9 protein-coding genes and 1 pseudogene are annotated in these 14,811 nt (G+C 64.7%); 7 read left to right on the forward strand and 3 right to left on the reverse strand.

Going from position 1 to position 14,811, the window contains the following annotated elements; all coding sequences use genetic code 11:
• Positions 1 to 62: 62 nt before the first annotated feature.
• Positions 63 to 5,876: a DEAD/DEAH box helicase gene (locus HWU94_RS09790; protein ID WP_244955959.1), complete on the forward strand. Its 5,814-nt coding sequence runs from the start codon at positions 63 to 65 to the stop codon at positions 5,874 to 5,876.
• A 72-nt stretch (positions 5,877 to 5,948) separates the two neighbouring features.
• On the opposite strand, the gene HWU94_RS09795 is transcribed toward HWU94_RS09790, so the two are convergent.
• A complete protein-coding gene (locus HWU94_RS09795) occupies positions 5,949 to 6,092 on the reverse strand; it encodes a hypothetical protein (RefSeq protein WP_185173559.1) in 144 nt (47 codons plus the stop codon).
• Between the two features lie 277 nt (positions 6,093 to 6,369).
• Between HWU94_RS09795 and HWU94_RS09800 the strand changes: the two genes are divergently transcribed.
• From HWU94_RS09800 to HWU94_RS09810, 3 genes are read left to right on the forward strand one after another with little or no spacing between them, the layout of a single operon-like run.
• Positions 6,370 to 7,254, forward strand: coding sequence for a DNA-formamidopyrimidine glycosylase family protein (locus tag HWU94_RS09800; RefSeq protein WP_185173560.1), 885 nt, complete (start codon positions 6,370 to 6,372; stop codon positions 7,252 to 7,254).
• Positions 7,255 to 7,287: 33 nt separating this feature from the next.
• Positions 7,288 to 8,610, forward strand: a complete 1,323-nt coding sequence (locus HWU94_RS09805) for a peptidase T (RefSeq protein ID WP_185173561.1) — start codon at positions 7,288 to 7,290, stop codon at positions 8,608 to 8,610.
• A gap of 21 nt (positions 8,611 to 8,631) precedes the next feature.
• Positions 8,632 to 9,771, forward strand: coding sequence for a pseudouridine synthase (locus HWU94_RS09810; protein ID WP_185173562.1), 1,140 nt, complete (start codon positions 8,632 to 8,634; stop codon positions 9,769 to 9,771).
• On the opposite strand, the gene HWU94_RS09815 is transcribed toward HWU94_RS09810, so the two are convergent.
• The gene (locus tag HWU94_RS09815; RefSeq protein WP_185173563.1) at positions 9,718 to 10,989 is read right to left on the reverse strand and encodes an MFS transporter; all 1,272 of its coding nucleotides are present in this window, start codon (positions 10,987 to 10,989) and stop codon (positions 9,718 to 9,720) included. The two genes, HWU94_RS09810 and HWU94_RS09815, sit on opposite strands and share 54 nt — an antisense overlap.
• A 91-nt stretch (positions 10,990 to 11,080) precedes the next feature.
• Here HWU94_RS09815 and HWU94_RS09820 point away from each other — a divergent pair, with 91 nt between their 5' ends.
• On the forward strand, positions 11,081 to 11,680 hold the full coding sequence (locus HWU94_RS09820) for a helix-turn-helix transcriptional regulator (RefSeq protein WP_185173564.1): 600 nt from the start codon (positions 11,081 to 11,083) through the stop codon (positions 11,678 to 11,680).
• Between the two features lie 88 nt (positions 11,681 to 11,768).
• Here HWU94_RS09820 and HWU94_RS09825 read toward each other — a convergent pair whose 3' ends face one another.
• Positions 11,769 to 13,094: an MFS transporter gene (locus HWU94_RS09825; RefSeq protein WP_185173565.1), complete on the reverse strand. Its 1,326-nt coding sequence runs from the start codon at positions 13,092 to 13,094 to the stop codon at positions 11,769 to 11,771.
• Positions 13,095 to 13,276: 182 nt separating this feature from the next.
• On the opposite strand from HWU94_RS09825, the gene HWU94_RS09830 reads away from it, so the two are divergent.
• Both HWU94_RS09830 and HWU94_RS09835 read left to right on the forward strand, forming a co-directional pair.
• The gene (locus HWU94_RS09830) at positions 13,277 to 14,539 is read left to right on the forward strand and encodes a glycoside hydrolase family 76 protein (RefSeq protein ID WP_185173566.1); all 1,263 of its coding nucleotides are present in this window, start codon (positions 13,277 to 13,279) and stop codon (positions 14,537 to 14,539) included.
• A 110-nt stretch (positions 14,540 to 14,649) separates the two neighbouring features.
• Positions 14,650 to 14,811: pseudogene (locus HWU94_RS09835) on the forward strand (OsmC family protein); the annotation flags it as partial.

A 14,811-nucleotide genomic window follows, 5' to 3' on the forward strand; every position in this document is an offset into this window, starting at 1 on the left:
TCGATCAGTCTCGCTAGGCTGGCCGATACGTCCGGCTCATTTTTAAGGGGATAATGGGGGCTATGGCAGAACCCGTTACCTCCCGTGCCCTGAGCTTTTTCTCGGCCCCCACCCGTCGCTGGTTTGAGGGGGCTTTTTCTGCGCCCACGGCTGCCCAGGCGGGTGCTTGGGAGGCGATTTCGGCTGGTCACCATGCCCTGATTGTGGCACCAACCGGGTCGGGTAAAACCCTCTCGGCCTTTCTGTGGGCCCTTGACCGCCTTCACTTTGAGAATCACGGGGGCGAGGGCCTCGGGGCCGGTGATAGCGAGGGGGCGGACGCCGGTGGCAAGCAGGCGCAGCAGGCAGGGGACGGGGGCACCCGCGTCCTCTATATTTCCCCCCTCAAGGCCCTGGGTGTGGACGTTGAGCGCAACCTGCGCGCGCCCCTGATCGGTATTGCCCAGACCGCCCGGCAGCTGGGGGTAGAGCCGCCGCAGGTGCGGGTGGGTGTGCGCAGTGGCGATACCCCGGCTAAGGAACGCCGCCAGCTGATTTCTAACCCGCCGGATATTCTGATCACCACCCCCGAGTCTCTCTTTTTGATGCTGACCTCAAAGGCCCGCTCGACCCTGACCAAGGTGCACACGGTCATTATCGATGAGGTGCACGCGGTTGCCGGTACCAAACGTGGCGCTCACCTGGCAGTAACTCTTGAGCGTCTGGACCAGATTCTTGAGACCCCGGCCCAGCGTGTGGGGCTGTCGGCGACCGTAGAGCCGGTTGAAACCGTCGCCCGCTTTTTGGGTGGCAGTGTGCCGGTGCAAATTGTGCGCCCGCCCTCGGCCAAGGAGTGGGAGCTGACCCTTTCGGTACCGGTGCCCGATATGACGGCCCTGGGCGGCCCCAACGCCTACGGTGAGGGGGATAACTCCTTCAACCAGGGCAGTAGCCCCCGGCCAGCCCCAGCGCCCGCCGGGTCGGGCGCCTATCTGGATAAGCTCACCGAGCGTACCCGCTCCCAGATCCGTTCCCTGGATGCCACCGAATTCGAGGACCGCGCTTTCGATGACGGGGCGGTGCAGGCCGATACTCTGGCGGACACTGGCACCCGGCCGGAAGTCTCTCTGCGGCTGGCGGAGTCCCTGCCTCAGGGGGTAACCGTGGCCGAGGCCCTGGGTATCCGCCCGGTGGCGGGCCCTGCCCTGGGCTCCCAGCCAGATGAGCCTTCCTCTGACTGCTTTGACCAGCCCCTGCCTGCGCGCACACCCGGTAGTCAGGCGGGTGGTGAGCAGGCAGGCGCTGCGCAAGCAAGCACTGCGCAGACAAGTGCCGAGCAGGCCCTGTGGGACGCTGTGGGTGTTTTCCCCGGTGAGGAAACAGGGGCCGCTCCCCAGGCACAGACCCAAGCTCAGCCTGCCCTCACCATCGAGGAGGTGCAGGTGGCGGCGTCCGTCCCGGGCTCCGGCGCCGGGGGCGAAACCCCGAACCTTAACGGCTACCAGGCCTCCATTTGGCCGCACGTGGAAGAGCGTATTGTGGACCTGGTGGAGGCTAACCGCTCCACCATTGTCTTTGCTAACTCGCGCGGGCTGGCTGAGAAGTTAACGGCCCGCCTCAACGAGATTTATCTTGGCCGTCTAGAGGCTCGCGGGGAGCTGGGTGAGGTGACCGCGAGCGCCTCCACCGGTGCCCGCACTTATGCTTCCACCGGCGGGGAGCCGAAGGCCCTGGCCGATGTGCTGGCTGAGGCTCTAGCCAAGGACGCTCCTACCCGGCTGGAAGCCGACGATGAGCGCCTGCCGGGGGCGGGTGCGTCCTCACCCCTTTCGACCCAGCCCCCTGCCCAGGTGATGGGGGGATCGGCGACGGCTGCCGGGGCGCCACCGGTGCTGGCGCGGGCTCACCACGGGTCGGTGTCCAAGGACCAGCGCACCCTGATTGAGGAGGCTCTGAAGTCGGGGCAGCTGCGGTGTGTGGTGGCAACCAGCTCCCTGGAACTGGGTATTGATATGGGTCATGTGGACCTGGTGATTCAGGTGGAGGCCCCGCACTCGGTGGCTTCTGGCCTGCAGCGGGTGGGCCGTGCCGGGCACCAGGTAGGGGAGGTGTCGCGCGGCTACCTCTACCCCAAGCACCGGGGAGACCTGCTGAACGCCACAGTGACCGTGCAGCGCATGCTGGCCGGGCAGATTGAGCCCCTAGCCATTCCCGCTAACCCCCTGGATATTTTGGCCCAGCAGACCGTAGCCGCCTGTGCCCTGGGGCCGATTAGCGTTGAGGCCTGGTTTGAGGCTCTGCGGGCAACGGCCCCCTTTGCCACCCTGCCCCGGGCGGCCTTTGAGGCAACCCTGGATCTGCTGGCCGGTAAGTACCCCTCGGACGAGTTTGCCGAGCTACGCCCCCGCATTGTCTGGGACCGGGACGCCGGGACGATTGAGGGCCGACCCGGGGCCCAGCGCCTGGCGGTAACCTCCGGCGGTACGATTCCTGACCGTGGCCTCTTCCCGGTCTTCATTGCGGGGGCTGAGGATTCCAAAGCCCCCAAGCGGGTGGGTGAGCTGGATGAGGAGATGGTCTATGAGTCCCGGGCCGGGGACGTGATTGCCCTGGGGGCCTCGTCCTGGCGGATTGAGGATATCTCCCACGACCGGGTGACGGTGACCCCTGCCCCGGGTATCCCCGGGCGCCTGCCCTTCTGGCACGGGGATTCACCGGGCCGTCCCGTCGATTTGGGGCGGGCCCTGGGGGCCTTTACCCGGGAGCTGGCCCTTGAGAACAGTAAGGACGCCGGTGCCGCCCACGCCCGCCTGCGCGGCCTTGGCCTGGATCAGTGGGCCGCCGATAACCTGCTGGCCTACGTAGCAGAACAGGCAGAGGCGACCGGCCAGGTGCCCAGCGAGAAGCACCTGCTAGTTGAGCGCTTCCGCGATGAGCTGGGGGACTGGCGTCTGATCCTGCACTCCCCCCTGGGTATGCCCGTCCACTCCCCCTGGGCCCTGGCCGTCGGCGCCCGGGCCGAGGAACGCTACGGGGTCAATGCCTCAGCTATGGCCGCTGATGACGGCATCGTGCTGCGCATCCCCGCCATGGAGGCCGAGCCGCCCGGGGCTGACCTCTTCATCTTTGATCCGGCCGAGCTCGAAGACATCGTGACCGAGCGGGTGGGTAACTCTGCCCTCTTTGCCTCCCGCTTCCGTGAGAACGCTGCCCGCGCCCTGCTGCTGCCCCGCAAGGATCCGGGTCGCCGTACTCCCCTGTGGCAGCAGCGCCAGCGCTCCGCCCAGCTCCTGGATGTGGCCCGCAAGTATCCCACCTTCCCCCTGCTGCTGGAGACCGCCCGCGAGTGCCTGCAGGACGTCTACGACCTGCCGGCCCTCACCGCCCTGCACAAGGACCTCGACGCCAAAAAGGTGCGAATCAGCGAGGTGGAGACCGAAACCCCCTCCCCCTTTGCCCGCACCCTCCTCTTTGGCTATGTGGCCCAGTTCCTCTACGACGGAGATTCCCCCCTGGCCGAGCGCCGCGCCGCTGCCCTGGCCCTGGACCCTGCCCTGCTAGCTGAGCTACTCGGCAAGGACGAGCTGCGCGAACTGCTCGATGTTGAGGTGATCCGTTCCACCGAGGCTCGGCTCCAGCGCACTGCTCCGGGCTACCGCCTGCGCGGGGTGGAGGGAGCCGCCGACCTGCTGCGCCTGCTCGGCCCGCTCACCGTTACTGAGGCTGCCCAGCGTCTGCGGGTGCTCCTGGACCAGAGCACCGGTGGGGACGCGGGGGCAGGCTCCGGTGAGGACGCCAGCGCCCCGGCTGCCGAGGCCGAGGCAGGTAAGCCGGGCGAGCGCGTCCTCACCGAAGCCGAAGCCACCGACCATCTTGAGGCCCTGGTGAAAGCCGGGCGGGCCCTGCGCTTCCGCCTGCACGGGCGGGAACTCTACGCCGCCATCGAGGACGCCGCCCGCCTGCGCGATGCCCTGGGTGTACCCCTGCCGATTGGGGTTCCCCTGGCCTTCCTGGAGCCGGTCGAGGCTCCCCTGGTTGACCTGGTAGCCCGCTACGCCCGCACTCACGCCCCCTTTACCGCTGCCCAGGCTGCCGCCGCCCTTTCCCTTGGTGTCTCGGTGGTCGATACCGCCCTGCGTACCCTGGCAGCAGATCGGCGGGTTATCTCTGGTGAGTTCCTGCCCGAAGAGCTCCGCGCTGAACTGGCCGCCGCCCGCACCGGCTCTACCGACCCCGCCTACCTGGCCGGAACCGAGTGGGTGGACGCCTCCGTCCTGCGCACCCTGCGCTCTCGCTCCCTGGCTGCCCTGCGCGCCGACGTCGAACCCGTTACTCCCGGCACCTACGCCCGTTTCCTGCCGCCCTGGCAGCACGTGGGCTCCTGGCAGGTCACCGAAACCACCGCCGCCCCCGGTACCTTCGGGGCACCGGCCCAGCCCATCAGCGTCCGCCGGGACGAAAACGCCATGCTCAGCGGCTACGACGGCCTACTCACCGTCATCGACCAGCTTGCCGGGGTGAGGGTGCCTGCCTCTGCCCTCGAACCGCTCATTCTTAGAGCCCGCATCAGCGACTACACCCCCGCCCTGCTCGACTCAGCCATGAGCGCCGGGGACGTCATCTGGACGGGCGCCGGCCAGCTCGCCGGCGACGACGGCTGGATCTCCCTACACCTGGGTGAGAGCGCAGCCCTAACCCTGCCCGATGCGGTAGAACGAGCCGAGGCGCTCGCCGCCCTGGGCGCCCACGAAAACACCATCTACGAGCTGCTAACCGGCGGGCTCTTCTTCAGCCAGATTCAGACCCAGCTCGCTACCCATGCCACCTCGCTAGGAAATACGCCCCCGAGCGCCCAGGAGATTTCAACCGCCCTCTGGAACCTGGTCTGGGCCGGGCTGGTCACCGGCGATACCTTCGCCCCGGTACGGGCCCTGATCTCGGGCGGGGCTTCGGCCCACAAGGTGGCGGCCCCCGCCCCCCGAGCCCGCTCCGTGGGAATGCGACGCGGGGCCTCACGTCTCTCTGCTTCCCGCCTGGGGCTGGGCGTAGGCCGGGCCCCTGCGGTATCTGCCCAGGTCGCCCCTATCGATGGCGGCCGCTGGGCCCGTATCGAGGCCGAACCACTCGATACCACCGTGGCAGCTGCTGCCCGCGCCGAACTGCTCATGGACCGTTACGGGGTCCTCACCCGCGGGGCCGTGGCCGTCGAGGACACCCCCGGCGGGTTCGCCGGGGTCTACCGGGTGCTGTCTACCGCCGAAGAAAAGGGCCTGGCCCGCCGCGGCTACTTCATAGAGGGCCTGGGCGCCGCCCAGTTCTCGACCTCCTCCACCGTCGATAGGCTCCGAGCGGCGGACGACACCACCGCCGCAGACGAGGGGCAGGAGGCCGCACCCGGCGCGTCCGCCTACACCCCGGTGCGCCGCACCCGCTACTCGGTCACCCTGCTAGCTGCCACCGACCCGGCCAACCCCTACGGGGCCGCCCTGCCCTGGCCCGCCCCCGTGGCCTGGGACAGCAACCGCACCCCCATCAAACACAAACCAGGACGCAAGGCCGGGGCCGTCGTTATCCTGGTTGACGGGGAGCTGACCCTCTATCTGGAACGCGGTGGCAAAACCCTGCTGCCCTTTACCGACCGAGCCGACCGGGTGGGGGCGTCCGCACCCCTGATCAGCCAGCTGGTGCGCGCCGGAGTTGCCGACAAAATCGTCATCGAAACCGCAGGCGGGGTGGATGTGCTCAGCACACCGGGCCCCCTACCCCCTGCTCCCGACCAGCCGGATACAGCGGTAGAAGGCGGCGAGCACCCCGTCCTCACCCTGCGCCGGGCCCTGCTGGCTGCAGGCTTCTACGCAACCCCGCGCGGCCTGCGTATGCGGAAGGACTATTCCTAGTTTTAAAAGAAAACCCCTCCCCTGCGTGGGGGCGCAGGGGAGGGTGGGGGACTACCGTACGTTAGTTAGGTGTTAGACCGTAAAGTAGCTGTCGCGGCCTTCATAGCCGGCACGGAACTCACGAATACTACGGCTCAGGTGAACACCGAAAGCAGCAAGCGACATAGCGAGAACAAGGAATAATAGGATGGTAAACATCATGAATACAATCTGCATCAATTGACCTCCATCTAGGGGACAGGTGGCTGGGGTACCACCCGATGGACTCTGACCACTCTAGCAACCTTGCCTAAGTGATTCATAGCCATCTGTGTGAGGAAAGCTAAAAATTCAACTTTGAATTTTCAACTATTGTATTCTTTATACACCAAATTGCTCTGACATGCGAAAAATATGTACGCAGGGCATAAAAAGATTCATCTATATATATTATTTAGCCGTAACACTTTCGCTATAAATAACGACCGGTCACATATTTAAGGAGCTGTAAGCCGTGCCTGAAGGCGATACCGTATGGCGGCAAGCCCGCTCGCTCCACCGCGCGCTTGCCGGTAGAACAGCCCACACTACAGACTTCCGTTACCCCCAGGTTGCCGACATCAATCTGGCGGGCCAGCCCATTCACGGAGCCCTGGCTCGGGGGAAGCATATTCTGCTGCGTATCGGTGAGATGACCGTGCACTCTCACCTCAAGATGGACGGCATCTGGCACCTCTACGGGCTGGGTGCGGACGGCGCACGTGAGAAGTGGCGGCGCCCGGCCGATCAGGTGCGGGCTCTGATTCAGGCTAATGCAAGGCTTGATAGCGACGGGCAGGTAGTGCCCGGCAGCCACCCGGTCGAAGCCGTAGGTTTTACCCTGGGGCTACTTGAAGTTTTCCCCACCGGCCAAGAAGCTGACCGCCTATCCTACCTAGGCCCCGATCTACTCGGCTCCGACTGGTCGGTTGAGCAGGCGGTAGCTAACCTGACCGCCCGGCCGGAGCGCCCCTTAGGGGTAGCCCTGCTCGACCAGAAGAACCTGGCCGGCATCGGCACCATCTACCGGGCTGAGACCTGCTTTCTCGCGGGGCTTGACCCGCGCACCCCGGTGGGGGCGGTGCCCGATATAGCTGCCGTGGTCTCCATCGCCCGCCTACTGCTGGATGCTAACCGCGGGCGTCCGCACCGGGTCACCCGCACCAGCGCCGAACCGCTCTGGTGCTACGGGCGGGCAGGCCGCCCCTGCTACCGCTGCGGGGAAACCATCATCAAGGAAGACCTCTCAGAAACCGGTACCGGCGCCGACCGCTACGCAGCCGGCCACCTATACGCCCGAGAGGAAGACACCGACCGCATTAGCTTCCGCTGCCCCGGCTGCCAGGAGCTACCGGGCTAAGTTTCCGCGCACCGCGGGAGTAAACTACTCACCATGACCACCACCACATTTACCCCCGCCTATACCCCAGATGCAGGTGTACAGGAGGCCCTGGCCACCCGTTTTCTGCGCTATTCGGCGATCTCTAGCCAGTCGGACGCCTCAGCATCGGTCGTGCCCACCAGCCAGGGACAGTGGGAGCTTGCCCGCCTGCTCAAGGACGAACTCACGGCAGCCGGTGCCCACAACGTGCATCTGAGCGACACCTGCGTGCTGACCGCCCGCATTCCCTCCACCCTGCCCGCGGGCACCGAAGCCCCTGCCATCGGCTTCTGCACCCACCTCGATACAGTTGATGTCAACCTCTCCCCCGATGTGCACGCCCGCATCATCGACTACACCGGCGGGGACATCTGCCTCAACGCCGACCTCGATATCTGGCTGCGTGAGGCCGAGCACCCCGAAATCACCCGCTACACGGGCCAGCGCATCATCGTCACCGACGGCACCAGCGTGCTGGGAGCAGACGACAAGGCCGGGGTCGCCTCGGTCATGGAAGCAGCCGTGCGGCTCTTAGCTGCGGACGCGGACGCCGCCGGGCAGGCGGGTGCCCAGGGGCAGGGAAGCGGGGCAGGTGCGTCCGCCCATCCCGATATCTACCTCTCCTTTGTGCCGGATGAAGAAATCGGCCTGCTGGGCGTGCGCACCATGGACCTGGCGCACTTCCCCGTGGATTATGCCTACACCCTAGACTGCTGCGAACTGGGTGAGCTGGTCGAGGCTACCTTCAATGCCGGGCATGCCCGTCTGCACGTTGAGGGCGTGACCGCCCACCCCATGAATTCCAAGGGCAACCTGGTTAACCCGATTCTGGTGGCCCACGACTTTGTGGCGGCCCTCGACCGCACCCAGACCCCCGAGCACACCGAGGGGCGTGAGGGTTACCTCTGGGTCAACGGGATAGCGGGCAACCAGGCCACCGCTAGCGTCGATATCAGCATCCGCGACCATGACCGGGCCGGCTACGAGGCCAAAAAGGACTTCCTGCGCGACCTAGCTGAGCGGACGGCAGAAGCCAACCCGCGGGCGTCCGTGCAGCTGGATATCTCAGATATCTACAGTAACCTTGAGGACGCCAAAACCAGCGCCAACGCCGTGGCGTCCGAGCACCTACGCGCCGCCTTTGCCCGACTGGGTATCGAGCCCATCAACCTGGCCATGCGCGGGGGCACCGACGGCTCGTATCTCTCCGCCCGGGGAATCTACACCCCCAACTTCTTCACGGGGGCGCACAATTTCCACTCCAACTGCGAGTTCCTGCCCCTGCCCGCCTTTGAGGCCAGCTACCGGGTGGTGCGGGAGCTGATGGCTGGCTAGAGCTCTGCGATAATAGAGCCCATGCGCCGAATCAACCGCCACCTTGCCCCCAAGCCCCTGCCCCAGCGCAACGGGATTGACGCCGTCTCCTTTGTGCTGCCCGACGCGGGCAACCCCGAGGACGACACCCTGGGCGCAAGCACGGTGCTGGACTACCTGGTGGCCCGCTTCTACCCCCATGAGCGTTCCCTCTTTACCTCCCGCTTTGAGCGCGATGAGGTCAAGGACGCCGACGGGCAGGCGGTTGCCCCCGATGCGCCTTTGACGGGGCAAAAGATTTGGTACTACCGGGAACTGGGGGTTGAAAAGCCCGTGCCCTTTGACATGCCGGTGCTCTACGAGGACGAGTGGGTTTTGGCCATTGATAAGCCCCATTTTCTGCCCACGACCCCCAACGGCTCCTTTGTCGCCCACACGGCTCTGACCCAGCTGCGGGTTCGGGAGAACAACCCCGATTTGATTCCCATTCACCGCCTGGACAGGGCAACCGCCGGGGTCGTTCTCTTTGCCAAGACGCCCGAGGCACGGGCCCCCTTTCAAACCATGTTCCAGCGGCGCGAACCCACCAAGACCTACGAGGCCGTCGCGGCCCCTATCGCCGGGCTGGGGGTGGGCGAGAGCCTAACGGTGCGCTCGCGCATTGATAACCAGCACGGGGCTATGCAGGTAGCCCATACCGGTGTTGAGCTCCTGCCCGGTGACACCGGCCCCCTGCCGGTAGAGACCAAGGCTGAGCGGCGCGAACGCCGCCGCTCCGGAGCGTCCTTTGAGGGGCTGAATGCCCAGTCGCGTATTACCTGCCTGACGGTGTTTGAGGTGGCGGACGGCGTCCTACCCGCTGCTTCTGAGGCCAACCCGGCCCTGCCCCTGCCGCAGGCGGGCACGTCCCTAGCCCACTATCTTTTGGAACCTCACACCGGAAAGACCCACCAGCTGCGGGTGCACCTGGCGGCAGCCGGGGCGCCGATTGTGGGGGACGTAGTCTACCCGGCCGTCCTGCCCATCGCCGAGGACGAGCCCGCCCTCCCCCTGCAGCTGCTGGCCAGGTCGCTGACCTTCCCCCACCCCTTCACCGGGCAAACTGTGACGGTGCGGAGTGGGCGGAGGCTAGGCCTCGTCGAGCAGGTCCCTGCTACGGGCGAAGTCAGACCATTGATCTGAGGCAGGTAGTGCTATGAGGTCACGACTGCTCATTACCACGAGGGTGGCGCAGAAGCAGGTGATCGTAAAGAAAATCGCAGTAGCGGAAGGGCCAGCTAGGCCCAGGCCCCATCCGGCAAGCGCCGGGGCCAGAGAAGCAAGGCCGACAGCCACGAAACCAATGAGGGACTGAACCCGCCCCAAGATGTCGTTGGGAGTAATGAGGGTTAAAAAGCCCAAAAGGCCAGCATTGAGGGTTGGTATGACGAGGGCGGCGAGAGCTAACGTGAAACCTAGCCAACCGATTCCGGGGAGCCAGGGAAGCAGCCCCAGACAGATAGTAAACATTAGGAAACCGGTGATCAGGATGCGCCCGGTGGGGAGTTTCTGAACAAGATAGCCTGCACAAAGAGCTCCGACCATCATGGAGGCTGAGACCGTAGCCATCAAAGCACCTAGAGCGACGGGGCTTGTTCCGGTTTGGGTGTAGCTGAGGGTGAGGGTCATGAGGGTCCCGCTAATGCTGAAGTTCAGCAGGCAAATAGCGCAGGCCAAAACGACAAGTAAGCGACGTTGGAGTAGCCAGGCACCCCCTTCTAGGAAAGCATTAAGGGCGCTACGGGCGGAGAAGCGAGAGGGTTTAGCACCCTGCGGTGCGTAGCTACCTGTCATGGCCCAGGTGGTAGCTAAAGAGATGATCTGACCTAGAAGCTGAGCTAAGGGCGGGTAGGCAAGACCGACGGCCAAGAGAGCGCCGCCGGCGGTACCACCGCCTAGACCGACAGCTGCGTCCCGCCCCTGATTGATAGCGATTGCCCGAGGAAGGTCCGTTTCGGGCACCACCTCTTTAATCATGGCGTCAGAGGCTTCTGCCAGCAGAGATGAGCGGAGCCGATCTCCCAGAGCCAGGGCACTGAGGGTGCCGACTGTGGCGGTGCCGGTCAACAGGAGGGCAAGGAAAATGACCTGAGCCAAGATACCTAGGAAACAGGAAAGAAGTCTAAGCCTACGCCGGTCGTGTCGGTCTGCAAGGACACCGCCGGGCAGGGTTCCCATAATCTGCCCCAGCCCCTGGAAAAGAGCAACCGTTCCGGCTGTCGTTGGTGAGCCGGTAACCGCCAGGGTAATCAGAGGAAAAGCGAAGTTGCCTATACTGGTGCCCAGGTCAAGGAAGAGGTCGCCGCTGAACCAGAGGCGGTACTCGCGGTTGCGCCAGAGGGATGAGGTATGCGATGTCATAGCCACACCCTAACTTAAGCAAGAATTATTGCGCAATATATATTGCGCAATAATTTTTGAGGAAACACCCAATATTTCCTAGACTGACCCCATGACCACACCGGAGCAGCCCCCCAAACCCACCACCGTCCGAACTCAAATGCGGACCTTAGCCCACCCCGTCCGCGTCCGCATCGTCACCACCCTAGCTAGGCTTACCTACGCCCGCGCCACAGACCTAGCCCGGGAATTAGACCTGCCCCCTAACGCCCTCAGCTACCACCTGCGGGCCCTTGCCAAAGGTGGCATTATCACCGAAGCCCCCGAGCAGGCCCGCGACAAGCGCGACAGAGTATGGCAGCTCACCACCCGCGAGGGCTTCACTCTCGACGCCCAAACAGCAACCGCCGAGGACGCGGCCCTCTCCCTGGGACTCATCAATGCCCAGCTTGACCACGCCAAAAGCACCTGGCAGCTGGCACTCAATTCCGCCAGCACAGACCAACCTCTGCTGGTACCTGCCAAAGGTTCAGCCCTACTCGTCTCCCAGCTACACCTCACCCCCGAGCAGGCCGAAGAACTCAGACAAAAAATCTCTCACCTCATCGACAGCTACGAGACCCAAGGGAAACAAACCGCCAACACTCAGAGCTACGACTTCCTCCTCTCCCTGGCCTCAACCAGCACTCCCCCACCAGCCGGGGAACAATGAGCCACCGAATGTGACGCCTTTTCCCGAATGTCGGGAGTAAGCCCACCCGCTCGGGAATAAGAGGCACATTCGGCCCGGGACTTTGAAGCTACTCGGCCACAGGCGCAGGGGCACCTTTTTCTACTGACTCAGCGCTCCTGGCCGGTAGCAGCTGCAGGCCGCGCACCACCAGGTAGATAGCCACCAGCAGCCAGAGGCCAGCCAACACCCAGGCCACCTGGTATATCGTCACGAAGGCCAGCACCGCCGAAGTCGCCACCAGGCCAATCGGCCCAGCCACCTGGCTAATAGCCATAAAGATTGAGAAAGACCGGCCGCGAATCTGCTCGGGTACGCCCTCAGTCACCAGCAGGGTCTGCAGGGGGTTCATAATACCCCCGCCCAAGCCAGAAATCCCCAAGCCCACGATGGCTAACCAGGAAGTTTCGAGCAAGGCCATGCCAAAGAAGGCCAGGGTATAGAAGACCATACCCACCACCCAGGCCCGGCGGGGGAAGGGAATAATCTTCCCCGCCACTATACTGGTCACCATCATGCCCACGGCAAAGGCAGACATGGACGCCCCGTACAGCCCCGGCTGGTTAATCCCCTGGAAGTGGGCAGGCAGAAGCACCATCAGGTAGGGCATAACCAGGGCCATGGACAGCAGGGAATCCAGAGCCAGCAGGCGAATGACCGGGTAGCTCAGAGCCTTCTTCCAGCCCGCAAAACCCTTGAAGGGGTCCCCGGCAGGGATTTCAGGAGAGGACGCCGGGGCGTCGGCTTGCCCGTCCTCACCCGGCTGGGCGGGGGCGTCCTGCCCCTCGTTACGGACGCCCACCCCTGCCTTCTGCAGGCGCAGGGAGGCGGTCAGCGCGGCGGCGAGCAGAGAGCAAGCAGCCGTAATCCACAGAACCTGCTCAATGGGCAGGGCCGTCATCAGCACACCGGCTACAGCCGGGCCCACTAGGAAGCTGACCCCGCTCAAAGCCTGGTTCCAGCCAGAAATCTGGGCAACTTTCTTGCCCGAAGTCGCAGCCACATCACCCACCAGGGCGGCGCGGGCACTCATACCCGGAATATCACCCACCGCACCCAAAATACCGATGATGATGAACCAGCTCAGCGTCAGCCCAAAAACCATATCAACCGCAATCACGGCCACCACCGACAGGCCCGAAATAATATCCGAAATCACCGACACCGGCTTACGACCCAGACTATCGACCAAGTTGCCCCCAAAATAGGCAAAAACCAGCGACGGCACCGCAATCGCAGCAGCCACGATACCCGCCGCAGCCGGGTTGCCAGTGCGTTCCAGCACCAGCCAGGGCCACACAATACCGGCAATAGAATTGCCCAGCATCGACAGGGCAGCAGATGATAAATAAACCCAGACGGCAGAAACCCGCCCAGCAGAAGAAGAGGTGTGCATACACCATACTTTAGCGGAAGCACCCTGCCACCGAATGTGACGCCTTTTCCCGAATGTCGGGAGTAAGCCCACCCGCTCGGGAATAAGAGGCACATTCGGCACAGACGCACTAACCCACCCAGCCGGTAAACTAAAAACCGGCCCACACCACCGCCCACCGATGCGCCTAGGAAAGAAACGCCATGCACCCCAAGCACCTGCAGCACTCACCCGACCAGCTCGCAGCGCTCACCGCCGAGCACCGCCACACCCTGGGGCAGCGGGCAGGCACAGCAGCCCACTCCGTCACGCGGCTCTTCGGGCACCGGGTCGCAGGCGTCCCCGGCACCCTGCTAGGGCGCACCCTCCACCCCGACACCCGCCGCCGCAGCCAGCGGCGCGGCGAATGGCACTACTGGTGGCAGGCCCACCTACTCGACAACCTCGTCGATGCAGGCTTCCGCCAGCTTACCGCCCCCGACGGGCAGAGCCAGGCACAAGCGTCCCTGCGCCAGGCCCGCGCGGTACTGCGCGGCATCCAGATGCGCAACCTCGGCTCCTACCCCAACTCCTTCTACGACGACATGGCCTGGCTGACCCTGGCCTGCGAGCGCCTCAACCGGCTGGCGCTCGCGGTGGAGGGCAACGGGGATTCTGCAGCCCAGGACGCCGCCACCCGGCTGTACCGGGAACTGGCAGCTGCCTGCACCCCTGAGGTGGGTGGGGGTGCCTTCTGGTCGAAGGACCACGATTTTAAGAACACCCCGGCGACCGCTCCCATTGCCCTGGCTCTCACGCGGGCCCACCGGTATGACGAGGCTGCTGCCCTGTTGAACTGGCTGTATGCCAACCTCTTTGATGCCGAGCGCGGCCTCTACCTGGACGGGGTCAAGGTGGCCGGGCGCGGGAATCGTGCCAAGATTTCCTCGGTGGAGCGCGGCCTTTACACCTACAACCAGGGGCCGGTTCTCGTGGCCTATCTGGCGGTGCTTGATGCCGGTAAGTCTGAGCTGCTGGCGGTTGACCCGGCTGAGCATATCGCCGAGGTTTTAGCCGGTATTGACCGGGAGTTTGGCCGCGATTTTGAGGTGTCAGAGGCAGAAACCCTGCGGGTTCTAGCGACCCAGGGCGGCGGGGACGGCGGACTTTTTACCGGTATTTTGGTGCGCTATCTTGCCGAGGTTGCCACTCACGCTGCCCTGCCGCAGGGCGTGCGGGAGCAGGCGCGGGATTTCGTCCTTGCAACCGCCGAGCTCTTGTGGGACGGACGCCGCGAGTTCGACCCCGACCTGCCCATGAACGAGCTCGGTATTGACCCGACCGAGATTCGCGGTGAGGCTGTCGCGCTCTTTTCACCCGATGTCACCCGGCATATTTCTGAGGTGCTCAAGCCTGCCCAGCCGGTTGATCTGTCGACCCAGCTCCAGGCCTGGATGGTGCTAGAAGCGGCGGCGCGGGTTTTCTAGGGCGGGCTGCCCTAACCTTCGGCCAGGTGCTCGGCTAGGGCGTCGCGGGTCTTGGTCAGCAGGCCGTGGTCGATCAGGCGCTTGATGAGCGGAGTCAGGGTGCCGCTGGCGAGGGCGAGGGCTTTGGCCTGGCTGTTGAGCTTGAGGTCGTCATCCCTGAGCTTCCTCAGGACGAGGCCCAGGCGCTGGCCGACGCAGCCCACCAGGTCTGCCCCTACTCCAACGCCACCCGCGGCAACATCCCCGTGACCGTGACCGTCTCCGACGACTAA

The sequence above is a fragment of the Rothia nasimurium genome (assembly GCF_014217215.1).
GTDB lineage: Bacteria > Actinomycetota > Actinomycetes > Actinomycetales > Micrococcaceae > Rothia > Rothia avistercoris.

What these genes read in the sequence shown, in the direction of transcription:
- HWU94_RS09805 (WP_185173561.1), top strand. Translation starts at nt 7,288, where the DNA reads ATGACCACCACCACATTTACCCCCGCCTATACCCCAGATGCAGGTGTA.
- HWU94_RS09830 (WP_185173566.1), top strand. Translation starts at nt 13,277, where the DNA reads ATGCACCCCAAGCACCTGCAGCACTCACCCGACCAGCTCGCAGCGCTC.
- HWU94_RS09820 (WP_185173564.1), top strand. Translation starts at nt 11,081, where the DNA reads ATGACCACACCGGAGCAGCCCCCCAAACCCACCACCGTCCGAACTCAA.
- HWU94_RS09815 (WP_185173563.1), bottom strand. Translation starts at nt 10,989, where the DNA reads ATGACATCGCATACCTCATCCCTCTGGCGCAACCGCGAGTACCGCCTC.
- HWU94_RS09810 (WP_185173562.1), top strand. Translation starts at nt 8,632, where the DNA reads ATGCGCCGAATCAACCGCCACCTTGCCCCCAAGCCCCTGCCCCAGCGC.
- HWU94_RS09795 (WP_185173559.1), bottom strand. Translation starts at nt 6,092, where the DNA reads ATGCAGATTGTATTCATGATGTTTACCATCCTATTATTCCTTGTTCTC.
- HWU94_RS09790 (WP_244955959.1), top strand. Translation starts at nt 63, where the DNA reads ATGGCAGAACCCGTTACCTCCCGTGCCCTGAGCTTTTTCTCGGCCCCC.
- HWU94_RS09825 (WP_185173565.1), bottom strand. Translation starts at nt 13,094, where the DNA reads ATGCACACCTCTTCTTCTGCTGGGCGGGTTTCTGCCGTCTGGGTTTAT.